The following is a 21,838-nucleotide window of genomic DNA, read 5'->3' on the forward strand; positions in this document are numbered from 1 at the left end:
GCACATAAATTTTCAGATTACGGTTCTTTGGTGTTTTAAGTAGACGTAGATTTTCCGCTCTTGCTTGCTATATGGCCATATTCGGCTTATTTCTGTGGAGCCGCCTGAGAGAATCGAACTCTCGACCTTCTCATTACGAGTGAGACGCTCTGCCGACTGAGCTAAGGCGGCGCAGGTGCCAAAAGCACGCTACCTAGGTAGTTTACCGAAAAATATCCGCAGCACGAAATTCCGGGGCGTAAATCACCCCTAATACTCTTCTATTGCTTCCCTAATACTCTCCTCCTGCTCCTCAAGGGCAGAAAAGAATTAAAACTACGCGAGAATTTATTATGGTGCACCCGCGTATTACGGCAATCCGCGTATTACGGAAACCTACATATCACGGCAAACCTAGGCAAATTACTCTGCTGGGCACTTAAGGTCAGCTTCCGGTACTGTGCCATCTAGCAAGTACTTATCAATTGGTTTATTTACGCAGTCAGTAGAGCGCCCGTACGCGGTATGGCCTTCCCCTTCCCAGGTGATGAGCACAGCGTTGGCCAGTGTTTTAGAAAAATCTACTGCCCACTGATAAGGCGTAGCCGGATCTCCCGTAGTACCTACCACTACTATCGGGTTAGATCCTTCCGCTCGGAACGGACCGATAGGAGCCGGCGCTTTATAGGGCCACTTCGCGCACATATATTCATCATAGCCAGCTACTTCACCAAAAATTGGCGCTTTTTCTTTCAACTCAGCCGCTTCAGCTTGCCACTGTGCGTCATCCCCCTGCGCAGGATAATCTGCGCAGTTGATTGCCCAGTTAGCTTCTACGCTATTATCTTGGAAGGTATTTCCCGTGCGGGAATAATAGGTATCTGCCATAGTGAGGAAAAGAGTTCCGCGTTGCTTGGTGAACGCTTCTTGGAAAGCCTGCGTGAGCAGTGGCCAAAGCGTATCGTCATACAGAGGCGTAATCATACCGATAAATAGCGCCGACTGCGTGAGCTGCCGCCCTTCGCTGGCAGTGGGAAGCGGCTTTTGTAAAGTATCAGCAAAAAGCTGCTTTATCTGCGCGCGCGCCTGCTCTTTCGAGCCAGTAAAGGGGCAAGAAGAACCATCTAAACAATCATCTAAATATGCGTCTAGCGCTTTTTCAAAACCCTGTAATTGGGCTACCGTCTGCTGGAAAGAAGAAACTTGCGAAGAAACTGCTCCATCTAGCACCATCCGCCCCACGTTCTTCGGGAATAATTCAGCGTACATACCTCCCAAAGACGTGCCGTAGGAATATCCCACGTAATACAGCTGCGGATCTCCTAATACATGCCGCAATACGTCCATATCGCGCGCCGCTGATTCCGTGCCTACGAAAGGCAACAAATTCCCAGATTTTTCTTGACAGCCCGCGACCACTTTATCGGCATCTACCCGTGCGGCTGCTCTTCCCTCAGCCGTATCTGGATAAGAAGCATCGACTACTTGCGCGAGGTCTTTATCCGCTAAGCAGTCTACGGGAGCAGATTTATCTACTCCTCGCGGATCAAAGCCAATAATATCGAAATTGGCGAGAATATCAGGAGAAAAATAATCTGCCGCGCCCTCGGCCATTTCCTGCCCAGAAGCTCCCGGCCCCCCGGGGTTCACCAACAGAGAACCAATCGCTTTACCTTTAGCTTTGTGCTTTTTTGCGGCAATAGCAATCGTGGCCGAGGTAGGATTTTTATAATCAAGCGGCACCATGAATTTTCCACACTCTAAATTTTTTCCACATTCAGACCAAACTACGCGCTGCTTATAGAAAGATTCCAAACCAGCCGGAATTTCTGGCATCGGGGCCTTTATCGCTTTTGCCGTTGTAGCTCCCCCGGCGGCTGGAGTGGGATTACTCCCCGCAGCACAAGCACTGACCATAAGTAATAAGCTAATTACTACGGCTCCTAGCTGGTGTTTCTTCATTTCTTAATTACCTCCATTAAGACCGCTTCAATTACCAATAACGGAGCTACATTCGCCGTTAAACGAGTACGAGCCTCCCGAATAGCTGCTATTTTTTCCAATATGCTTTCTACGCTGCGGCTATCTGCCCAATTATATACCTCATCTTCATAATCCGGATTTGCCAACGGCAACGCCGCACCTAGCTGCCGAAGCAGTACATCCCGAAAGAATCCAGCCATATAGAGCAATTCTCTATCTAAGGCATCCCGCTGCATACGAGTACGCCGGCGCTTTTCATCCTCTTCCGCATTGTTAATCTGTGCACTGATATGAGATCGGAGAGCAGCCGGAATTTTCATATTTTCATCTAAACCCCATGCCTCTAAGCGCCGGCGCTTTTCTTTTTCAAGAGTCTCACCTGCCCCAGAACGCTTTTCTGCTGCCGAGGAGCGCGAATTACGACCTTGCATCTTCTCGATATTAGTGAGTAATTCTGCAGCTAGCACCGCATCCCCTACCGAATGTACCGATAACAACAGATCTAGCGTCTGTTTCCGCAATTTTCCGGCTTCCGGATCTAAAGCTAGCGCTCGCGCCAAACCAATATGAGATTGTGCAATCTGGGCGGCTACTAACGCTTTTTCTTTTTCCACACCCTCTTCTACTAATAAATTTGCTACCTCTTCGATTGTGGGCGTGACCAAATTTATATTCCGACACCGGGAACGAATAGTGGGGAGCACGTCTGCCGGAGAAGCCGTACAAAGTATCCACACCGTGCGCGGAGCCGGTTCTTCAATAGCTTTTAACAGCACATTAGTGGTACGCGGCAGCATTCTATCCGCATCTTCCACGATAAAAATACGCCAAGATCCAGCTGTAGGCGCCAGATAAGATTTCGCCACACAAGCACGAACTTCCTCTACGGAGATAGTCACTAAATCCGTGCGCAAAAATTCTACGTCAGGGTGGTTGCGCCCCAGCACTGCTTTACACTCGGCACAATTTCCTCCACCTAATTCTGTTTCTTGGCAGAGAAGAGCCGCCGCAAAAGCCTGCGCCAGTATGGATCTACCTGAGCCGGGAGGGCCAGTGAAAAGCCAAGCATGGCTCATCGCTGCGTCCTTAATATCATTCTGCTCTGCAGTTATGCTACCTTGCGCGGCTTTCATGCCATTTTGCGCGGCATTCTCCGCAGATTTACTTGCTGCCGTGCTTTGCACTAAAGCACGGGCGGCGGTGGCGGCGCGTTTAATTTCTGCAACCGCTGCCGCCTGCCCCGTCACTAAATTAAATACACTCACAGCGCGCCTGCTTCTGTGGCTGCTTCTCGCACTGCTTGCGCAATTTCCGCAATAGACTGCGCCGCATCAATTACCCGGAAACGCTCCGGCTCATTCGCTGCCAATTCTAAAAATTTTTGCCGGACGGCAGCATGAAAAGTGCTTCCCGCTGCCTCGAGACGATCTAGATTTTCCCCTAAGCGCAGCCGGCTTTTCTCAACTGGGAGATCCAACAGAATAGTTAAATCCGGCACCAAATTTGCACTTGCCCACAGTGAGAGCGCTTTTATTTCCGCCGCAGGAAGGGCACGAGCTCCGCCTTGGTAGGCAATAGAAGAATCAAAATATCTATCGGTAATTACCACCGCGCCCCGCGCCAGAGCTGGTTTGATTATTGTTTCCACGTGTTGGGCGCGGTCTGCGGCGTAAAGCAAAGCTTCCGCGCGCGGCACTACCTCCCCGCCATGTAAAAGAGATTGCCGAATAGCTTTACCTAACTCCGTGCCACCGGGCTCGCGCGTAAGCACTACTTCCTTACCTGCAGCCCGCAGGCTCTCTGCCAGTAGCCGCACTTGCGTAGATTTCCCGGCGCCATCTCCACCTTCAAAGGAAATAAACATTTCAGCTACCTTTCTCCTGCTGCTAACTGCCGCTACTTATTTTTTCGTCGTCTTTTTCCGGCGCGCACCCTTTTTCACCGTCCGCGCCGTTTTGTTACGCCGTTTTGCCCCGCCTTGAGCCGCAATTTTTAACCGCCGCTCTACCAGTAGTTCTTGCGCCCGCTCTGCTGTCAACTGGTTAATATCTTCTTGCCGCGGCACCGAGGCATTTACTTCTCCGTCCGTCACATAGGGGCCAAAACGCCCGTCTTTCAGCAATATCTCTCCACCCGATACCGGATCTTTTCCTAGTTTCGCCAGTGGCTCTTGCCGAGCCGGCCGGAAAGAACTCTTCGGTTCCCGGAAAATTTCTTCTGCTTCTGCCAGCGTAATCGTGAAAATTTGCTCTTCACTCTGCAAAGAGCGCGAATCTTTACCTCGCTTCATATAGGGGCCAAAACGCCCGTTGTACACATAAATTGGCTCCCCCGCCGATTCTCCTAACTCCCGCGGCAGGCTAAGGAGCTGGCAGGCTTGCTCCAAAGTAACCGTATCCGGAGTCATCGAAGCAAAAAGCGAGGCCGTCTTCGGCTTTGGCTTCACTTTCGATATTTTCCCCGTTGGCGTGAGTTGCACGGCGTCCGGCGGGATAACTTCCGAAACGTAGGGACCAAAACGCCCGTCTTTCACTACGATTTCATATCCAGTAGCGGGATCAGTGCCAAGAATTTTATCTTCCTGCAAAGTCGTTTCTAAAATTTCCCGCGCTTTTGCTTCCGTTAATTCATCTGGAGCGATATCCGGTGGCAGAGAAGCACGCCGCTGCACTTCACCATGCGTATCTTGCTCTTCTAGATAAGGCCCATATTTACCAACTCGCACCGCTATCTGTGGAGAAATAGCGATTGTGTTGACGCGGCGCGCATCAATATCTCCTAATCCGGATACTTGGGCATGCAAACCCGGCTTACCAGATCCACCATTATAAAAATCAGAAAGGTACTCTACGCGTTCTTCTTCTCCGGCCGCAATTTTGTCTAGATCTTCTTCCATATCGGCAGTGAAATCGTAATCAACCAGATCAGGTAAGTTCTCTTCAAGTAAGCGCACCACGGAAAATGCTAACCAAGTAGGTAGCAAAGCCTGCCCCTGCTTTTCCACATATCCGCGATCAGTGATGGTGGAAATAGTAGAAGCATAGGTAGAAGGGCGGCCAATACCTTTCTCTTCCAGCATCTTCACTAGCGAAGCTTCCGTAAAACGCGGGGGCGGAGCCGTTTCGTGCCCAGCAGCTTCCGCAGATTTAGTATTTACCACTTCACCTACACTTAGCTGCGGCAACCGGGTGTCTTCTTTTTTCTCTTCGTAACGCTTTGAATCTTTACTTTCTTCGTAGACGGCTAAAAAGCCCGGGGCGGTAATTACCGTACCGGCTGCTGCCAGCACAATCTGCATTTTTTCCGCCAAAACTACGGCATTATCTAGTGAATCTGCCGCTACCTCTCCAGAGCTAGCCGCCGATGAATTTTCTGCTCCTGATATTTCGGAGCTGCTCAGAGTACGTTCAGCTTGTATTTTTACCGAAGCCGTCTGCCCCCGCGCGTCTTCCATCTGCGAAGCGAGAGTGCGTTTCCAGATAAGTTCATAAAGTTGATATTCCCGCCCGGAAAGTTGATTCTTAATTTCGCCCGGCGCCCGGAACTGCTCACCTGCGGGGCGAATTGCCTCGTGCGCTTCTTGCGCTCCCTTGCTCTTCGTAGCATAAATGCGCGGCTTCTCCGGCAGTGCTTTTGCCCCATAAAGTTCCGCTATCTGAGCTCGCGCCGCCTGCAAGGCTTGCTGAGAGAGATTCACCGAATCAGTACGCATATAGGTAATAAAACCGTTTTCATAGAGAGACTGTGCCAAACGCATAGTATCGCGTGAACTGAGGCGCAATTTCCGAGAAGCTTCCTGCTGCAAAGTAGAAGTAGTAAAAGGAGCTGCCGGCCGGCGCTTATAGGGCTTATTATCTACTTCTTGTACGCTAGCTGTGCCCGAATGTAAAATTTTCGCCAAGGCCTGCGCCGTATTTTCATGTAAAACTCGCACGCCCGCAGCCACTGCTTTCGCAGTTAAGTGCCCTTGATCGTCAAAATCTTTACCGCGTGCTAAGCGCCCGCCATTCACTTCCGTAACGCGCGCAGAAAATTCACCCGTCTCAGTTTGCAGATAGGCATTCACATCCCAATAAGAGGTAGAGCGGAAAGCCATTCTCTCGCGTTCTCTCTCCACAACTATTCGCGTAGCTACTGACTGCACCCGCCCAGCCGAAAGTGCCGGCGCCACTTTTCTCCACAGCAGCGGCGAGACCTCATATCCGACCAAGCGATCGAGAATACGGCGAGTTTCCTGGGCATCTACTAGTTTGCTATCAATATCCCGCGTATTCTGCAGAGCTTTTTCTATCGCCTCCGGAGTTATCTCATGAAATACCATGCGCTTCACCGGAATACGAGGGCGTAACGCTTCTAATAAATGCCAAGCGATTGCTTCCCCTTCGCGGTCTTCGTCGGTAGCCAGATAGAGCTCGTCCGCCGTTTTCAATAGCTTGCGCAGCTCCGCCACTTTTTGCTTTTTATCAGGATTTATTACGTAGTAGGGTTCAAAATTTTCTTCTATATTGACCGCAAATTTACTATACGGGCCTTTCTTCATTTTTTCGGGCAGCTCAGAGGGACGAGGTAAATCGCGGATATGCCCCACGCTGGCGGTTACTTCATATTCTTTGCCCAGATACTTGGCAATAGTGCGCGCCTTCGCCGGTGATTCCACAATTACCAGTTTTGTCACGATATCTCTCCCTCAAATTTTTCCCCGCGCCGGCGGTAGGTAATAAGAAACTAATACGCGCGGGGCAACCGCCGATTTTTAACTTACCCCATTTTCAATATAAAGCGAAAAATATTTATATTTCTTAATTCCAGTACGATACGGCAAATAACTAAGAATTTCTCTTTATAGCTATTTTCTTGCTCGCGGAACCGCGCTCTTCAGAACCCTACTTTCGGCACCGAACTCCCCGTGACTATTCCGCTACGGGACTTTATATCTAACTAGCTACCGGACCCGCCACTGCCCGCGCCGTAATTTTTCTCCCCCAACCTAAAAAAGGTGGATCTGCTTCCAGAGCGACCACCACTTTTTCTTCTGCAATATGGCAGGAGCACTCCGCAGCAGACGCTAATTCCTGCACCTTTTGGCAAGCAGCTGCCGCGTCTCCCGTATTTTGCACGATTTGTGCGCCAGCCAGAGCCGCCAAATCGGCAGTATTCTGCAATTGCCCTATTTTAGCGGCACTGAGGCTGAACTGCGCCACCAATCCAGTTAAAAAAATAACTACACAGATAGCCACCGCCACGAAGGGCGTAACCATTCCCTTTTCACCTGGATTTTTAGCAAAGCTTTCTGCTAAATTTTCCACCAAATTTTTGCCAAATTTTCCAGCCTGTTTATTTATCCTACTGAGTGCCCTCATTTTGCCAGTTCCTTTGCGTCTTTTATTCTGCTGGTTCCATTACCACCTGATATGCCGAATAAAAATTTATCTTCAAGTAGCGAAAAATCCCCATCCCGGGTTTCTTTATCGCAATTTTGACGGTGTCAGCATTCGTATCTATCTGCATGCGCGCATTTTCTCCCGCATTGGCGCGCACAATTTTCTCCGCTTTTTCTGCATCGGCGTATAGAGAATAGGAACGGGCGGCCGCGCGCGCCGCATTATCTACTACCGCCACATTTATACTCTGAAAAATTCCAGATACGCAGAAAAGCACTACTAATAGAAATACCGGCATAGTAAGAGCCCACTCCACACTCACCATTCCAGATTCCGCTCTTCTATTTTTCATTTTTATTTTTCATTTCTATTCTTCATTTCCCCGCCTTATAAAATTTCAGATTTTCCGGGGAAGCTAGCCGGAGCACCTCTTAGATACCAGTGCCCGCGGCCGCCCCTCCGTATATGAAATCAGCCTAAAGAGAGCAAAGTGCGGAATATATTCACGATTAAATCCCGAAACCACTCTTGCTTAGCTAGCCAAATCAAGATCCCAGCTATTCCAGTGGTTGCCACCGTACCGAGGGCATACTCCGCCGTCACCATTCCGCGCTCTGCACGCAGCATCCCGGAGGAAATTTTTTTAAACATTCTATTTTTCATTGCAGATTCTCCTTTTAATGGTTTTACTCTGCCGGCTACTGCAGGCAGGTATCGCTTTGCGATAGAGCAAGCATCGCTTAATTTCGCGCGGAGAATTGGCGCGGTTGTTATCTTGTGTATTGCAGCTTTACTTGTAGGCCTTGTGGAAAAATAACAACCTCTTTTTCGAAAATCTGTAAACGCCACGCCAGCCAGTAAGTAAAAATTGGGGGAAGAGCCTGGCTTTTAAAAAATTTTTTCTCCCGCTCCGACCACTATTGGAAATACTCCGATTAGCATAAAAGCGGGGAGAAAACAGGATACCAACGGAATAACTAGACGAGCACCGAGGCGAGCTGCCGCCTCTTTAGCTCGGCGGGCACGCGTCAAGCGCAAAGTTAAAGCACTGCGCTCTAGAAGCGCCACCGGAGCCGCTCCCTGATTCCAAGCCGGCTCCAAGGCTGCAGCTAGATCTCGATAGCGTGGCGACGTATTTTCCCAAGCCTCTTCCCAATCCGCTCCGAGCAGCAATGCTTTACTCACTTCGGCGAGAGAACGAGCAGAGAAATTAGCATTTTCTTCGTCCAGAGCCTCTCCCACCGCAGCCAGAGCACCGGGAATAGAATGGCCAGCTCGAAAAGAAGCCGCAGCTAGATCAAGAATAATACTTCTATCTACCAAGATCGGGGCCGCCGGAAAAGAAAAAGAAAAACGGCGCAGCGGCGGTGCTAGGCAAGCCCAGATTAAAAATACTGCCCAGATTAAGTACATAATTTTCACTTCCTTATTTTCGCTCCCTTATTTTCACTTCCTTTAAGAATCTTCGTGCCTCGCTTGCACTACCATCTTTTTCACCAGTAGTATCCCCGCTATTTCTGCCCCCGCTCCGCCGAGTAGCGCTAGATTCCCTAACCTCGTAGCAAAAAGAAATTCCAGTACATCGATTCCGAAAGCGTAGCCGAGTAAAAATCCTCCGAACGGGAGAGCAGCTAGTATGCGGGCGGAGCTGACGGGGCCGGCGAGAGCTACTTGCCGAGCTGAATGTGCCGCCGCCGCTTCGGTGATGCTGGTGGCGCAGGAATCTAAAATTTCTGCCACCGGAGCTCCACTCCCGTTTCCGAGACGGCAAACTGCGAAAACTGCAGGTAAAGAATCAAAGAATGCGGGAGGAATCCGGCGGCGAAAACGCTGCAACCGGTTTAGCGAAAAAATTTCTCCTAATACTTCCGGCACCCCTTGCGAATCGAGCTGTGTATTTTCCCCTAAATTATGCCGCCGCAGGGTCTGTGCCCACGCTTGAGCGGGGCTAGCTCCGCAGCGTAAACGCGTGGCCACCTCCGTCACCACTAAACCCATATCGGGGAAAGAGGTTTTGCGCCGTGGTAAGCGCCGTTTAATTCGCGAAAATTTTCGGCGTACTTGCCGTGCCGGCAGCGTGGTGATTGCTACGGCCCACACTAAAATTACTAATAAAAAAGGAATCATTTTCTCCGCCTATTTCCCTAATCCTTTTCTAAAGAAAAACGCTCTGCCAGGCGGCAAAAAGCCGGGGTAAATTCAATATCTTTCCCCTGCACTTCCACTGCTATTTCGGTATAAAGTTCTCCTCGGCGCCGCTCCAAGACCGCTATTTGCGAGATATAACGCCGCGCTCCGCCACGGCGAATATGAATTACCGCATCTAAAGCTGCGGCCGCCTGTGCCGCTACCGTAGCTTCCTGCATATCCGCTAAAGCTCCGAGCGCTACTAAGCGCGCCGGCACGTCTAACGCTGAATTGGCGTGGATAGTGGCCCATCCTCCCTCATGCCCCGTATTTAAGGCTCCGAGCACATCGCGCACTTCTGCGCCTCGGCATTCACCTAGCACCAACCGATCTGGGCGCATTCGCATGGCGGCGCGCACCAGCGAACTCATAGAAATAGCCCCCGCTCCTTGCACATTGGCGTGCCGCACTTGTAAATGCACCACATGCGGATGCGCTGGGCGCAACTCCGCTGCTTCTTCGATAATAAGGATTCTTTCTTCTGCCGGCACCAAGGAAAGCATGGCGTTTAGAAAAGTAGTCTTCCCCGCACCCGTTGCACCGGAAATTATTACATTGGCCCGCTGTGCCACTAATTGGCACAACAGCTTTTCCAACTGCGGATGTATGGAATTATTTGCCAGTAAATCTCCTAGTTCTAGGCGCTGCTGCCGGTGTTTCCGCAGCGAAATTAAAGTGCCTTCTGCGGCAATTGGCGGTAGCACGGCGTGCAGGCGAATACCGGAAGCAAAAGTGCCGTCTACTATCGGGCTGGCATCGTCGAGCCGCTGCCCACAACTCGCTGCGAGCCGTACTGCTAGAGCGCGCACCCCTGCTTCACTTTGCAGTTGCCGATCTGCTACCGGTACTTTTTCCAGTCCGCGGCCTCTATCTACCCAAACTTGCCCCGCCCCGTTTACCAGCACATCTGTAGTTTCTAGCTCCTCTAGCAACGGCATAAGCGTAATGCCGGCACCCGCGAGCTCTGTGCGCACCCGCGAGCGCATATTAGCCAACTCTTCAGTATAGAGTGCCGGTATTTCCGCTAGCGCCTGCGGCAAAGGCTCTCCGGCTGCTAAACGAGCGCGAATTTTTTGTAGATCGTTTTTTACCGGCATTTTTCACTCGCGTAAAAATTTCTGGCAGATTACCCGCACGTCTTGGTCAGTCAGCGATTTCTGCCGATCGCCGGGAGTAATTCCGTGCTCTATATCGGCAGAAAAATTTCGGCTGTGCCGCAGTCGATATACTTCCTCGAGCTGTAGCGATTTCTTTATATAGGCGAGTTGATTCTGCGATTTCGCATTCACTGCCGCCACCGCCACCGGCACCTCTCTACCGAGCTGTTGCAGCTTTAATTCAGCTTGTGCGAGCGCCAAATTAGAAACGGCGCTTACCAATAAAATGTAGTCGCACCACTCTAACCACGAATTTTCTGCCGGAGAGATAGGAGCCGCCGGCGATAGATCGAGAATCGTCCACTCATTTACCTGTGCCAGAGCTGCTATTGCTTTTATGCCATTATCGTTATCTAGCGGGACGCCACCGCGCTCATCAGCGGAGAGAAATTTAATTGATTTCCAGCTCGGTAGCGCATTTTGTAAACGCCCAGCCAGAAGTGAGCCATCTCCTTGCAGATCTGCCCAGCGTTTCCCCGGGGTATCTACTGCTCCTAAGAGCAGCTCTATTCCTGCCGAGGCAGGATTCATATCCAATACGGCTATCTGCTCATTGGTAGCGAGCCGGCGGGCTAACCAGAGAGCTAGTACCGATACTCCACAGCCTCCTTGGGCGCCAATCACGCCGAGCACTTTCCCGCGTATAGTGGCTCCCACTGCCACCATCAGCTCCAAAATATCGGAGGTATCTTGCCGGTAATCTAGTTGCAACTGCCCTTTTGCAAAATAAGGGGCAAAAAGTTCGTGAAAATGCGCCGTCACTTTTCCTTCTGGGCAACCAACTGTGGTGAAGTTAAGGATTCCTTGGGAATGAGAAAATTTTTCGGCGTATTTAATATCGATACCTACTATTTCTGCCAAACGCGCAAGCTCGGCATAGGCTTCTTTATCGGTGCCACTATAGATAAGTGAGTGGAGAGATGCCTCTGGCTGCAACGAAATTTCCTTTTTCATATCTAGCATCCTGCTACAGATGTAAAAACCTAGAAGCTCACTATTCTCCCCTTGTGTATATCGCGAGTTTTCCACCGCCCCTTCACCAAAGATAAAAATAGCTAGATTTTACCGCGGAAAAGACGTGGTTTTCCCTACCTTTTTAAGGCACGCCGACACAGGTATCAGAATTTTTCGGCTCTGCACGGTAGCGTCAATGCTAGATATAAGTAGGCAAGGAGTAAAAAGTGCATACACCAACTGATCCTTATAACTCGGCAGATGCGGATAATCCAGAAGAAACAGTGCTCGACCCCATCGAAGAAGGTCAGGCAGAAAATGCCGATGCCCAGCCAGCTTATGGGCAAGCTGACGAATTAGCTTGGGAAAAAGCCTTTACGGGAGAAAGTGCTGCCACTACCGGCGCCGAAGAAGAATCGAGCGAGAGCGCAGATTTCCATAATCTACCTCCCGAGATGCGCAGCAACGCCACTTTGCACGACGTAATGTCGGCTCATTCAGCCGAGGAATCGGCTTTCCCACCGGCGCCGCCATTTTTAGCAGCCGAAGAACCACCAGCTGCGCCCGAGCTCGAATTCCCCGAGCCTACTTCTTCGGAACTTGAATTTTCGGATTCTCTAGCAGCTGGAGAATCCACTCCAGCAGCAGCTGACTCCGCGCAGGCGGAGGAAGTGGCGAATCACGAGCACTGGGCGGCCGATCCAGGAGATGTGGCCGGCACGCCGGCACCTTATGTGCCAGACGCACCTCCGAGCCGTTTCAGCGCACATATCGCCGTATTTTTTGCCACCCTCGTGCTTATACCCATAGCTTGGTATCTGATTTCTGACGCCGGAGTCCGCCTCAATCTGGTGACGGATAATCCGTGGGATACGGGGCATATTAACTTTGCAGCTCTCCTTGAACTAGCTGGCGGAATGATTGCTCTGGCAATGATTGCCCTCATGGCGCGGCTCTCTTCTCTCGGCGGACAAGTCTGGGGAATTGTGCTCACTCTCTTGGGGCTAGCAGCCGTCATCGTACCTGGGCAAGCTGCGGCACTTATCGAGCGCTTAGATAAAGCTATCGGCGGATTCAATCCTTTCACGGGAAATGTGGTGCATCACCTCGGACTCGATTTAGGCTCCGGGCGGATAGCTATTTTCGGATTTTTGCTCTTCATATTTGCTCTCGCTATTCATGGGGCCCGCAAACGTAGCGCTGCCCGGCAAGAAATTTTGCTGCGCCGTGAACTGGCACTTCCTCAGTACGAGCAGGATCATAAATCGGCTCCCGCTGAGTCAGACCCCGCTGCCCCCGCAGCTGAGTAATCGCAAAATAGCAGATAAAGCAAACAGATAAACAGAGAGGCGCTTTTATGCCGGCTGATAATTCCTGCATCAGTATTTCCGGCCCTTGGCAGCACCGATTTGTACAGGCCAACGGCGCGCAATTTCATATAGCGCACGCCGGCACCTACTCCGATACTCGCCCTCTCGTACTTTTAGTACACGGTTTTCCGCAATACTGGTGGGCTTGGCGAGAGCAAATCGCGCCTCTAGCGGCGGCCGGATTCGAAGTAGCTGCAATCGATAAGCGCGGCTTCGGCGGATCAGATAAGACACCAAACTCCGCCGATGCCCTGCTTCTCACTGACGATTTAATTGCCCTGGTGCATTCTCTGGGCTATGACCGCGCATTTTTAGTGGGACTGGGGCGCGGGGGTGCCTTAGCGTGGTCAGCGGTTTCTAAAGCACCTGATTTATTTGCGGGGCTAGTCACGGTGTCTTCTCCGCATCCGCGCACCCTACATCGCCTAGGTATGCATTTAACTCTCCGCACTTGGCGGCACGCTATAAGTAGCTTCCTCACTCCGCTTGCCGAAAAGAAACTTCAAGATTCCCGCCACATCGCCCAACTTTTACAGGAATGGTCGGCGCCCGGGAATAACGGCGCAGCTGGACAAGCAGATCTCTATACGCAGGCATTGCGGTTGCCAGGGGTAGCTCGAGCAGCTCTGGCCCAACTGCGCTGGACGCTACTTTCTCAGCATTCCGCCCGCGGCCGGCAATATTTACGCGAATCAGCAAATCCGGTAAAAGTTCCTATCCTGGCCGTGCGCGGCGCGCTCGATCCGCTACTTCCTCCCCGAGCATGGAATAAAGACGCGGAATTTGCACGTGGTTCCTATGAATTACTTACCATCGCCCAAGCAGGCCATTTTGTGCCGGAAGAGCAACCGGCAGCATTCACAGATGCTCTCCGGATTTTTTTACAGACGCACTGCTGAGATCTCACCGCACCATTAACTTTTCACGCTAACACTCTTGCTGCGGCGCTAATTTTCTGCCTATTAACTACGGCGCTAGTGCATTATTTCGCTAGTGCGCTGTTTCGCTAGTTCTTCGTTACTTCGCTACTTGGGCAAATATCTTCTAGAGCGCATTGCCCGCATAGCGGCTTCCTAGCGCGGCACACTGCCCGCCCGTGCGCAATAATACGGTGGCAAGTAGGGGTCCAAATCTCCGGCGGTAATAATTTCTGCAGGTCTTTTTCGGCCTTTTCCGGATCTTGGTGGCGCGTCCATTTCCAACGGCGGGCCAATCTCCCCACATGTGTATCTACTGTAATTCCCGGAATTCCGAAAGCATCGCCGAGCACCACATTAGCGGTTTTTCTCCCTACTCCCGGAAGAGTCACCAGCTGAGAGAGCTCCCCGGGTACTTGCCCCGCAAAATTTTCCACTAAGCCGCGCGCCAGCCCCTGTAAAGATTTTGCTTTAGAGCGAAAAAATCCGAGCGGATGCAGTATTTCTTCTAGCTCTGCTAGTTCCGCTTTCGCCATGGCTTCCGGAGAAGGAAAACGGCGAAAAAGTTCCGGCGTCACCTTATTTACCCGCGCATCAGTAGTTTGTGCCGATAGTACTGTAGCGCAGAGCAGTTGAAAAGAATTTTGAAAATCTAGGGTACAAGCTGCCTCCGGATACAGCTGTGCGAGGCGCGAAGTGATCTGCTGAGCTTGTTCTCGTCGCTCAGAAATTTTCGGGCGCGGCATTTTCTCACTCTCGCTAATTGTGCTAGTAGTATCTTCTTTATTAAAAAAACCGTGCTAAATATCAATTAACATGGCAAAATTGATACTGAGTATGACATCTCTTACAGAGTTTACTAAATTAGTTTACTGGTTCAGAGTTGCTAACGTATTTATCACAGCAGAGAGTAGAGGAAAACACAGTAATGGATGCAAATTTTTTAGCGCAGGTCGAGCTGTTCAAAGGGCTGACTGAGGAAGATTTAGAATCTCTGGCGGCACTCATGGCAGAGGCTTCTCTCAAGCGCGGAGAATCGCTTTTCCACGAGGGAGACGCCGGAAACCGCCTTTACTTGATTACTGAAGGAAAAGTAAAACTCTCCCACACCTCTCCAGACGGACGGGAAAACTTAATCGCCGTACTCGGACCCGGAGAAATAATCGGAGAACTTTCCCTCTTCGATCTCCAGCCTCGTTCTTCTACAGTTACCGCCATTGCGCCCACTAAGTTACTCACGCTGGCGCATGAAGAAATGCGGAAATATATCGAAGAGCACCCGCGGCTAGCTATTTTAATGCTTCGCCAATTGGCACTGCGGCTGCGTAACACCAATAACCAGATGGCAGATTTGGTATTTTCCGATGTGCCCGGGCGCGTCGCCAAAGCTCTCCTAGATTTAGCTGAGAAATTCGGAGAGCGCACTCCCGAAGGTATCTATGTGGCGCACGATTTAACGCAAGAAGAATTAGCGCATCTCGTAGGAGCTTCTCGGGAAACGGTAAATAAATCTTTGGCTGATTTTACTTCCCGTGGCTGGATTCGCTTGGAAGGGCGAGCTGTACTCCTTATTCAGGTAGCGCGGCTGCAGCGGCGAGCTCACTAAATCCGGTATATAAAGAACCCGGCATACATGCGAGCTAATTCTCTAGCTTAAAATAATTTGCCCCCACCAGTTTTAACTGGTGGGGGCACTTTTATATGCTTACAAACTCTGCAGCTCAATCTGCTTCATTTTATTTATGCATCTTGTGCAACGGGGCGCTTCAGATAAGCGACTGGATTCGTGCCATCTGGTCCAGGTAGCACCGTCACCAATTCCCAGCCTTGCTTTCCCCAGTTATCCAAAATTGCCTTTGTATTGTGTATCAACAGTGGTATCGTCACATATTCCCATTTAGTCATATTTTCACAATACCTCAGCGAGTAGAAATACGGGGCACTCGTCCAGCTCGGAGTTCAATAGCTACTGGTTCTTCCGAAGTAGTGAGGCGAGCATACCAATTGGTTTCATTGGGGAAACGCCGCAAAATTGCCCGCCGCTCTCGCTCCGTCAATCCACCCCACACTCCGAAACCGGCATTAGAATCAAGCGCATCCGCTAAACACTCTAAACGCACTGGGCACGCGTAGCAGAGTTGGCGTACCTGCCGCTGCGCCGATCCCCGTACGAATAACGAATCCGGGTCTATTTTTGCGCATGCAGCTCGTGTGGCCCAGGTTTGATCCTTATACACAACCCTCATAAATTGTTTCAACCCTTCTACATTATTTGCCTATGGTGATTGGCGTCACTCGTATACTACAAATTATTTTTCGAAAACGCACATTGAGCCCATTTATCGAACAAAAATCGTGCCGATAACTAAAAATCACTAGGAAAACCACCCGCAAAACAAGTATTCTGACTCTATGGCATCTTCTGGAGATAAATCGAAAAGAAAGCTGCGGAAAAATTTTAGCCGGCAAGAGCTACGCACGGCACTCGCCGCTTTCCTCGCACTCTCTCTTATGGGCGGAATACTCGCCGGAGCAATAGCTATGCCACTGGTGGCAGCTTCAGCTACCGCCGCCAATGCGATACTGCGTCTTTTTAATGATTTACCTACCGAGATTGACTTCACCCGCCCCTCTGAGCAGTCAGTAATTTTGGCAGCAGACGGTAGCGAAGTGGCGAAATTTTACGCGGAGAATCGCATTATTGTTTCTTCCGAAAATATCTCGCCACTCATTAAGAAAGCTGCTGTCGCTATCGAAGATCGCCGCTTTTTTGAGCACACCGGCCTAGATGCGCAAGGAATCATTGGCGCTGCCGTCAACAACCTCACCGGCGGGCGGCTGGCTGGGGGTTCTACTATTACCCAGCAGTACGTAAAGAATGCGCTTATCGAAGAGGGGCGCATCGCGGGAGATGCGGAAAAAGTACAAAAAGCTACCGAACAGACCCTCACCCGCAAACTTAACGAAGCACGCTATGCGATAGCGATTGAGAAGAAAATGGATAAAGACCAGATTCTCACCGCGTATCTAAATATCGCCCAATTTGGCCCCTCCCAGTGGGGCGTAGAGGCAGCTTCGCGCTATTTCTTCTCCGTATCAGCAAAAGACGTCACCTTGCCGCAGGCAGCGATGCTAGCCGGAATTACCCAGGCGCCCAATAAATGGAATCCGCTCATCAATCCGCGTGATGCACAAGAACGCCGCGACATAGTACTTACCGAGATGGCCGATCTAGAGTTCATCACTCCGGAAGAGCGTGATGCGGCTATGGCGGTGCCAGTAGAAGACACTTTGAAAGTAAATCCGACGCAAAATGGTTGCGAAAGCGCAGGAATTTCTGCCTATTTTTGTGAAACTGTGGTGGCGGACGTCTTAAATTCAGAGCTCTACGGTAAATCGCGCAGCGACCGTATACAGATGCTCTATCGCGGCGGATTAAAAATTACTTCTACTCTCGATCCGACTGCCCAACAAGCGGCTTACGATGCCGTAATAGCGGGAGTGCCGATTGATGACCCCTCTGGTTTAGAAACTTCTTTAAGCGCTATTGAACCGGGCACGGGAAAGATTCTTGCTATGGCGCAAAATACCCACTACGGAAAAGCCACCGAGCAAAATCCGGCAGCCACCACTTTGAATCTGAATGTAGGGCGCACCCGGGGCGGCGGAGAAGGATTCCAGTCTGGATCCACATTTAAGATATTTACACTGGTAGATTGGATAAAATCTGGTCATAGTATCTATGATTCAGTAAATACCACTAAGCGGCTTTATCCGGCGAATAAATGGAATATCTCTTGCGCCCCGAGCCTAGCGGGCCCTTACTCGCCTAATAATAACGAAGGAGAAGGCGGCGGAATGCGCTCTGTGCAGCAATCTACTGCTCTTTCTTTGAACGTAGGCTACGTGGATATGGCCACGAAACTAGATTTATGCGATATTACTGCCACGGCCACCGCTTTAGGTGTACAACGTGGCGGTCTGGCCACTGAAGCAGATGTGAAACAGTTTGCTGATATGGGGAAGGGCGCTGCAAAGAATCCGCTGCACGCCACCCGCGGAGAGCCGCTCCCGCTTATTCCTAATCCCAGCATGGTGCTGGGCACCAATCCGGTGACTCCACTTTCTATGGCTTCGGCAGCAGCTACTTTAGCGGCAGATGGAAAAGCTTGTACCCCCATCAGCTTTACAGAGATTAAAGATAGCTCCGGTAAAGTGCTGGCTACGCAAGAGCCGAGTTGTAAAGAAGTAATAAAACCAGAAGTAGCCCAGCAGGCCACGCAAGCGCTGCGTTCAGTAGTTACGAGTGGTACCGGCGTGACTGCCTCACTCGGAGCACGGCCAGTAGCTGGAAAAACTGGCACTACCGACAGTGCTAATCACGCTTGGTTTGTGGGCTATACTCCGCAATTGGCCACCGCCGTCTGGACAGGAAATATGAGCGGAGATACCCCGATGATTGATATCACGGTGAACGGCAGGTACTATCCAGTGCTCTACGGAAGCGCTATTCCCGCCCATACTTTCCGCGCTTTTAACCAAGCCGCACTAGCTGGAAAGCCCATCGAGTACTTCACGCAAAGTTATGTGCCCCGTGCTGGTACTTTCCGCGATGATTTGAATTCTGATTCTGATTCTAATCAGAGTACTCCCCCGGCTAATCCACAGCCGCCTGCCGCTAATCAAGCACCCCGCACTGAGCAGTGAATACGAAAAAGATACTTTTGGCTGGCGCTGGCGTGGCAGCCAGCGGGTGTTTAACTGCTGGAGCTGCCTATATACACGGACGGAGCTACCAGCTCTATCGGCGCACAATTTTCCCAGCCCCTCCGGCGCCTTTGCTTAGCTCCTCACCAACTCCGGCGCCTATGTCTACCCACGCGGCCCCAAAAACAGATTACCCACCGGCAAATGCAGATTATGCGCCACTGCGAATTCTCCATATTTCTGATCTACATCTGACTAAGTGCAGATATGCGCAATTGCGATTTTTAGTGCAAGCCGCTCATACCCACCCCGATTTACTGGTATTTACCGGAGATTTAATTTCCCAAGCTGCCGTATTGCCAGAGTTAGCGCGCGCTCTAGAGAGTTTTGCCGGCATTCCCGGCGTATTCGTATATGGATCAAATGACTATACAGCTCCGCGCTTCAAAAATCCTTTCCGCTATCTCTACCGCACTTCCAGCGCTGATTCCCTTAAGCAACATTCGGCGCGCCCACTCCCCACTGATCAGCTCACCTCCCTCTTGGAATCTTTCGGCTGGATAAATTTGAATAACGCACGAGCAGAAATGACGATAAAAGGGCGAAAGATAGATTTCATTGGGGTAGATGACCCCCATATAAAACGCGATGTTTTCCCCACGACTGCGACTGAGCCCGCAGCCACAGCCGTAACCAGCGAGCACGGCGAGCTAGCTACCCAAACCCCTCTGCATACACAGGGCACCCCAGCTGCTCAGAACCCCCCAAATATGCAAGGCACCTCAACTCAAAATCGCGATTTACGAATAGGTCTGACGCATGCTCCTTATTTACGGATATTAAAAAAGCTCGCCGAAAATGACTGCCAGTTAATTTTTGCTGGGCACACCCACGGCGGGCAGGTCTGCTTACCCGGCGGAAAAGCTCTCACCACTAATTGCGATATTCCTACCCCCTACGCCTCGGGAATTTTTACTTGGCCATTAGGTGCACCCGCTCAGAAAGGCGATGCCCAATTGACTTTCCCGCAAGCTAAGCAGCACGCAATAGTGGAAGTTTCGGCAGGCCTCGGCTCTTCACCTTTTGTACCTCTGCGTACTTTCTGCCCGCCCGAGTTAATTCTTCTCGAAGTGTATTAAAAGCGCGCTAAAGAGTACGCCACAGGCATACTGAGCGGGGCACTAAAAAGCACTAAGAGACGCGCTCAGAGATGCCTAGCGGCCAATAAAATCCGCATATTTTCACTTTGCGAGCCGGAAAGCTGTGAAGTGAGGCGCAGCTTGCGAAAAATGATTTTACCCGCGCGCATTTCTCAGATAGTATTAAGCAGTTGCTTTAGTGAACACATCACTTCAAACAACGGGGTGTGGCGCAGTTTGGTAGCGCGCTTCGTTCGGGACGAAGAGGTCGTGGGTTCAAATCCCGTCACCCCGACTGATTAGCTGGGATTCCAGCTGAGCCAGCCACCGGATTTTCCGGGCAGTGAGCATCTGTATCTCGCCAAGTAGGCGGCACAGCATTTTATTCTCCAACTATTAAGGATAAAGCGATGAAAATTGTAGTTATCTATAAATGGGCACCCGACCCGCAAGAAGCAGAAGTATCTGCTGCGGGAGAAGTAACTTGGGGGAATCGGCGGAGTATATCGGAATATGATCCGGTAGCCATTCAGATGGGGAGAATGCTGGCGAATGCCGCTGGCGCCGAGGTGCTGGGGCTGAGCGCTGGCGAGAGTAGCGCTGGAAGTAAAAAAGCGCTCCAGGCTGCCGCCGCACGCGGTTTAGATGAATTATTCGTAGTGGCAGATGACTCTTTGGAAGACGCTACGCCGGATTTATATGCACGGGTATTGGCTGCTGCCATAAAAGGAATTCGCGACGTCGATGTGATAATTGCCGGAGAAGCCTCTGCCGATGTGGGTGGTAAAGCAGTACCTGCACTACTAGCTGGATATTTAGGGATTCCCGCATTTTCCGATGTTACCTCGATTACTCCGCAGGCAAATGGCTTAGAAGTAACTCGTATTCAAGGAGAAACCCTTCAAGATCTCGAAATCACCACTCCGGCAGTACTCTCAGTGACTACCGATGCCGCCCAGGTGCCACTGATCGGCATGAAAGATATGATGGCGGCACGGAAAAAGCCGGTACATATACTGAGTTTAGAAGATTTAGAGTTGGAAGAGGCTCGCGGTAAAGCAGAAGTAATTTCGAAGCGGAAACCGGAAAGCCGGCAGCGGAAGCAGATTATATTTGATTCGGAAAATGCGGCGGCCGAATTGGTGGAGGCGTTGCGCGCGGAAGGAGTACTTTCATGAGCACGTGGGTAATAGCAAGTAGCTCGCCAGAAATTTCCACTTTATTGGCTCAAGCGGGAACAGAAGCTAATTTGCTGGTGGTCGGCAATGCCGAGCTGCTCGATTCCTTACGCAATGCACCAGTGGCAAAAATTCTTTACGTGCCCGGAGCCGAGATTCCAGAAAGCTATGCGGCGGCAATTAGCGATTACTTGGAAGAAGCAGGAGCCGATACGGTGCTGGCGGCAGATTTTCCCAGTGAGCGTACGCTCGCAGCGGCCGCTACTGCTAAATTAGGCGGAGTGTGGATTTCTTCCGCCCTCACTTGGGATAATGCACGGCGGCAGGCCACCCGGCTGGTTGCCGCACGTGCAGAAGAAACTTTAGCAATCTCTGGGCCGGTCGGTTTAGTCCTCGAAAGTGCTGGGATACCAGATGGTGGCCAGGCCGAAGTGAGCGAATTAGCACTCACCCCTCGCGCCGGAATAACGCTTCAGAAAGAATCTGCCCGCCCCAGCAATAGCGAAAATTTAGCTGACGCAGCTCGAGTAATAGGGGTAGGGCGCGGTATCGGCGAAAAAGCCGATTTAGAGATGATTACTACTTTGGCCACTGCTCTAGACGCTAAGGTGGGAGCTACTCGCCCACTGGCCGAGGGATACGGCTGGTTTGATTCCTATATCGGCCTGACTGGGCAGAATGTGCACGCTGATTTATATATGGCGATTGGAATTTCTGGCCAGATTCACCACACCGGCGGAGTGCAAGATTCCGCCGTCGTCGTGGCTATTAATGACGATCCACAGGCTCCTATTTTTGCCGAAGCTGATTACGGAATTGTAGGCGATTTATACGAAGTAGTGCCCGCTCTGCAGGCGGCTTTAGAGGCTTAGAAGCAAGACGGCAG

21 protein-coding genes and 2 tRNA genes are annotated in these 21,838 nt (G+C 51.0%); 8 read left to right on the plus strand and 15 right to left on the minus strand.

The window, feature by feature from the left end; translation table 11 throughout:
- Positions 1-95: 95 nt before the first annotated feature.
- From BQ7117_RS07275 to BQ7117_RS07330, 12 genes are all read right to left on the minus strand, one after another.
- Positions 96-171 (minus strand) — tRNA-Thr (locus tag BQ7117_RS07275).
- Positions 172-402: 231 nt separating this feature from the next.
- On the minus strand, positions 403-1,941 hold the full coding sequence (locus tag BQ7117_RS07280) for an alpha/beta hydrolase (protein ID WP_073996857.1): 1,539 nt from the start codon (positions 1,939-1,941) through the stop codon (positions 403-405).
- Positions 1,938-3,227, minus strand: a complete 1,290-nt coding sequence (locus BQ7117_RS07285; protein WP_073996858.1) for a DNA polymerase III subunit delta' — start codon at positions 3,225-3,227, stop codon at positions 1,938-1,940. Before BQ7117_RS07285 ends, BQ7117_RS07280 begins: the two co-directional genes overlap by 4 nt.
- On the minus strand, positions 3,224-3,826 hold the full coding sequence (tmk, locus tag BQ7117_RS07290) for a dTMP kinase (RefSeq protein ID WP_073996859.1): 603 nt from the start codon (positions 3,824-3,826) through the stop codon (positions 3,224-3,226). The genes BQ7117_RS07285 and tmk overlap by 4 nt, the downstream gene beginning before the upstream one ends.
- Positions 3,827-3,862: 36 nt before the next feature.
- Positions 3,863-6,637 carry a type I DNA topoisomerase gene (gene topA, locus BQ7117_RS07295; protein ID WP_202613037.1) on the minus strand — a complete coding sequence of 925 codons (2,775 nt, stop codon included), beginning with the start codon at positions 6,635-6,637 and terminating at the stop codon, positions 3,863-3,865.
- A 259-nt stretch (positions 6,638-6,896) separates the two neighbouring features.
- Positions 6,897-7,322, minus strand: coding sequence for an Rv3654c family TadE-like protein (locus BQ7117_RS07300; protein ID WP_073996861.1), 426 nt, complete (start codon positions 7,320-7,322; stop codon positions 6,897-6,899).
- Positions 7,323-7,344: 22 nt separating this feature from the next.
- Complete coding sequence (locus BQ7117_RS07305) at positions 7,345-7,695, minus strand: TadE family type IV pilus minor pilin (protein ID WP_073996862.1); 351 nt, start codon at positions 7,693-7,695, stop codon at positions 7,345-7,347.
- Positions 7,696-7,814: 119 nt separating this feature from the next.
- Complete coding sequence (locus BQ7117_RS07310; protein WP_073996863.1) at positions 7,815-8,006, minus strand: DUF4244 domain-containing protein; 192 nt, start codon at positions 8,004-8,006, stop codon at positions 7,815-7,817.
- A gap of 225 nt (positions 8,007-8,231) precedes the next feature.
- Positions 8,232-8,756 carry a type II secretion system F family protein gene (locus tag BQ7117_RS07315; protein ID WP_073996864.1) on the minus strand — a complete coding sequence of 175 codons (525 nt, stop codon included), beginning with the start codon at positions 8,754-8,756 and terminating at the stop codon, positions 8,232-8,234.
- Positions 8,757-8,798: 42 nt separating this feature from the next.
- Positions 8,799-9,470: a type II secretion system F family protein gene (locus BQ7117_RS07320; RefSeq protein WP_073996865.1), complete on the minus strand. Its 672-nt coding sequence runs from the start codon at positions 9,468-9,470 to the stop codon at positions 8,799-8,801.
- 17 nt (positions 9,471-9,487) lie between these two features.
- The gene (locus BQ7117_RS07325; protein ID WP_073996866.1) at positions 9,488-10,627 is read right to left on the minus strand and encodes a TadA family conjugal transfer-associated ATPase; all 1,140 of its coding nucleotides are present in this window, start codon (positions 10,625-10,627) and stop codon (positions 9,488-9,490) included.
- A gap of 3 nt (positions 10,628-10,630) precedes the next feature.
- Entirely contained in the window at positions 10,631-11,641 is a 1,011-nt protein-coding gene (locus BQ7117_RS07330) for a CpaE-like family protein (protein ID WP_143273993.1), read from the minus strand.
- 227 nt (positions 11,642-11,868) lie between these two features.
- Here BQ7117_RS07330 and BQ7117_RS07335 point away from each other — a divergent pair, with 227 nt between their 5' ends.
- The gene (locus BQ7117_RS07335) at positions 11,869-12,951 is read left to right on the plus strand and encodes a hypothetical protein (protein WP_073996868.1); all 1,083 of its coding nucleotides are present in this window, start codon (positions 11,869-11,871) and stop codon (positions 12,949-12,951) included.
- A gap of 47 nt (positions 12,952-12,998) precedes the next feature.
- Positions 12,999-13,910: an alpha/beta fold hydrolase gene (locus BQ7117_RS07340; RefSeq protein ID WP_073996869.1), complete on the plus strand. Its 912-nt coding sequence runs from the start codon at positions 12,999-13,001 to the stop codon at positions 13,908-13,910.
- Between the two features lie 107 nt (positions 13,911-14,017).
- Here the strand turns inward: BQ7117_RS07340 and nth are convergent, their stop codons facing one another.
- Positions 14,018-14,674, minus strand: a complete 657-nt coding sequence (gene nth, locus BQ7117_RS07345) for an endonuclease III (protein ID WP_084790017.1) — start codon at positions 14,672-14,674, stop codon at positions 14,018-14,020.
- 182 nt (positions 14,675-14,856) lie between these two features.
- Between nth and BQ7117_RS07350 the strand changes: the two genes are divergently transcribed.
- Entirely contained in the window at positions 14,857-15,534 is a 678-nt protein-coding gene (locus BQ7117_RS07350) for a Crp/Fnr family transcriptional regulator (protein WP_073996871.1), read from the plus strand.
- Positions 15,535-15,668: 134 nt separating this feature from the next.
- Here the strand turns inward: BQ7117_RS07350 and BQ7117_RS07795 are convergent, their stop codons facing one another.
- Both BQ7117_RS07795 and BQ7117_RS07355 read right to left on the minus strand, forming a co-directional pair.
- On the minus strand, positions 15,669-15,833 hold the full coding sequence (locus BQ7117_RS07795) for a Sp36 family protein (protein ID WP_202613038.1): 165 nt from the start codon (positions 15,831-15,833) through the stop codon (positions 15,669-15,671).
- A gap of 14 nt (positions 15,834-15,847) precedes the next feature.
- Positions 15,848-16,174, minus strand: coding sequence for a WhiB family transcriptional regulator (locus tag BQ7117_RS07355; protein ID WP_073996872.1), 327 nt, complete (start codon positions 16,172-16,174; stop codon positions 15,848-15,850).
- Positions 16,175-16,340: 166 nt separating this feature from the next.
- Between BQ7117_RS07355 and BQ7117_RS07360 the strand changes: the two genes are divergently transcribed.
- The 5 genes from BQ7117_RS07360 (at position 16,341) to BQ7117_RS07380 (ending at position 21,824) form a co-directional block, all read left to right on the plus strand.
- Positions 16,341-18,635, plus strand: a complete 2,295-nt coding sequence (locus BQ7117_RS07360) for a transglycosylase domain-containing protein (protein ID WP_073996873.1) — start codon at positions 16,341-16,343, stop codon at positions 18,633-18,635.
- A 17-nt stretch (positions 18,636-18,652) separates the two neighbouring features.
- Positions 18,653-19,774, plus strand: a complete 1,122-nt coding sequence (locus BQ7117_RS07365) for a metallophosphoesterase (protein ID WP_143273994.1) — start codon at positions 18,653-18,655, stop codon at positions 19,772-19,774.
- A gap of 221 nt (positions 19,775-19,995) precedes the next feature.
- Positions 19,996-20,069: transfer RNA gene (locus BQ7117_RS07370), tRNA-Pro, on the plus strand.
- Between the two features lie 115 nt (positions 20,070-20,184).
- Entirely contained in the window at positions 20,185-20,952 is a 768-nt protein-coding gene (locus BQ7117_RS07375; protein WP_073996874.1) for an electron transfer flavoprotein subunit beta/FixA family protein, read from the plus strand.
- On the plus strand, positions 20,949-21,824 hold the full coding sequence (locus BQ7117_RS07380) for an electron transfer flavoprotein subunit alpha/FixB family protein (RefSeq protein ID WP_073996875.1): 876 nt from the start codon (positions 20,949-20,951) through the stop codon (positions 21,822-21,824). Before BQ7117_RS07375 ends, BQ7117_RS07380 begins: the two co-directional genes overlap by 4 nt.
- Positions 21,825-21,838 lie beyond the last annotated feature (14 nt).

Source organism: Arcanobacterium urinimassiliense, assembly GCF_900119495.1.
Classification (GTDB): Bacteria; Actinomycetota; Actinomycetes; order Actinomycetales; family Actinomycetaceae; genus Arcanobacterium_A; species Arcanobacterium_A urinimassiliense.

Bases quoted from the DNA above. Each gene is read 5' to 3' on its own strand.
- BQ7117_RS07280 (WP_073996857.1), bottom strand. From the start codon at position 1,941: ATGAAGAAACACCAGCTAGGAGCCGTAGTAATTAGCTTATTACTTATG.
- tmk (WP_073996859.1), bottom strand. From the start codon at position 3,826: ATGTTTATTTCCTTTGAAGGTGGAGATGGCGCCGGGAAATCTACGCAA.
- BQ7117_RS07305 (WP_073996862.1), bottom strand. From the start codon at position 7,695: ATGAAAAATAGAAGAGCGGAATCTGGAATGGTGAGTGTGGAGTGGGCT.
- BQ7117_RS07375 (WP_073996874.1), top strand. From the start codon at position 20,185: ATGAAAATTGTAGTTATCTATAAATGGGCACCCGACCCGCAAGAAGCA.
- BQ7117_RS07795 (WP_202613038.1), bottom strand. From the start codon at position 15,833: ATGACTAAATGGGAATATGTGACGATACCACTGTTGATACACAATACA.
- BQ7117_RS07320 (WP_073996865.1), bottom strand. From the start codon at position 9,470: ATGATTCCTTTTTTATTAGTAATTTTAGTGTGGGCCGTAGCAATCACC.
- BQ7117_RS07300 (WP_073996861.1), bottom strand. From the start codon at position 7,322: ATGAGGGCACTCAGTAGGATAAATAAACAGGCTGGAAAATTTGGCAAA.
- BQ7117_RS07330 (WP_143273993.1), bottom strand. From the start codon at position 11,641: ATGAAAAAGGAAATTTCGTTGCAGCCAGAGGCATCTCTCCACTCACTT.
- BQ7117_RS07350 (WP_073996871.1), top strand. From the start codon at position 14,857: ATGGATGCAAATTTTTTAGCGCAGGTCGAGCTGTTCAAAGGGCTGACT.
- BQ7117_RS07380 (WP_073996875.1), top strand. From the start codon at position 20,949: ATGAGCACGTGGGTAATAGCAAGTAGCTCGCCAGAAATTTCCACTTTA.
- BQ7117_RS07310 (WP_073996863.1), bottom strand. From the start codon at position 8,006: ATGAAAAATAGAATGTTTAAAAAAATTTCCTCCGGGATGCTGCGTGCA.
- BQ7117_RS07315 (WP_073996864.1), bottom strand. From the start codon at position 8,756: ATGTACTTAATCTGGGCAGTATTTTTAATCTGGGCTTGCCTAGCACCG.
- BQ7117_RS07340 (WP_073996869.1), top strand. From the start codon at position 12,999: ATGCCGGCTGATAATTCCTGCATCAGTATTTCCGGCCCTTGGCAGCAC.
- BQ7117_RS07355 (WP_073996872.1), bottom strand. From the start codon at position 16,174: ATGAGGGTTGTGTATAAGGATCAAACCTGGGCCACACGAGCTGCATGC.
- BQ7117_RS07360 (WP_073996873.1), top strand. From the start codon at position 16,341: ATGGCATCTTCTGGAGATAAATCGAAAAGAAAGCTGCGGAAAAATTTT.
- BQ7117_RS07325 (WP_073996866.1), bottom strand. From the start codon at position 10,627: ATGCCGGTAAAAAACGATCTACAAAAAATTCGCGCTCGTTTAGCAGCC.
- nth (WP_084790017.1), bottom strand. From the start codon at position 14,674: ATGCCGCGCCCGAAAATTTCTGAGCGACGAGAACAAGCTCAGCAGATC.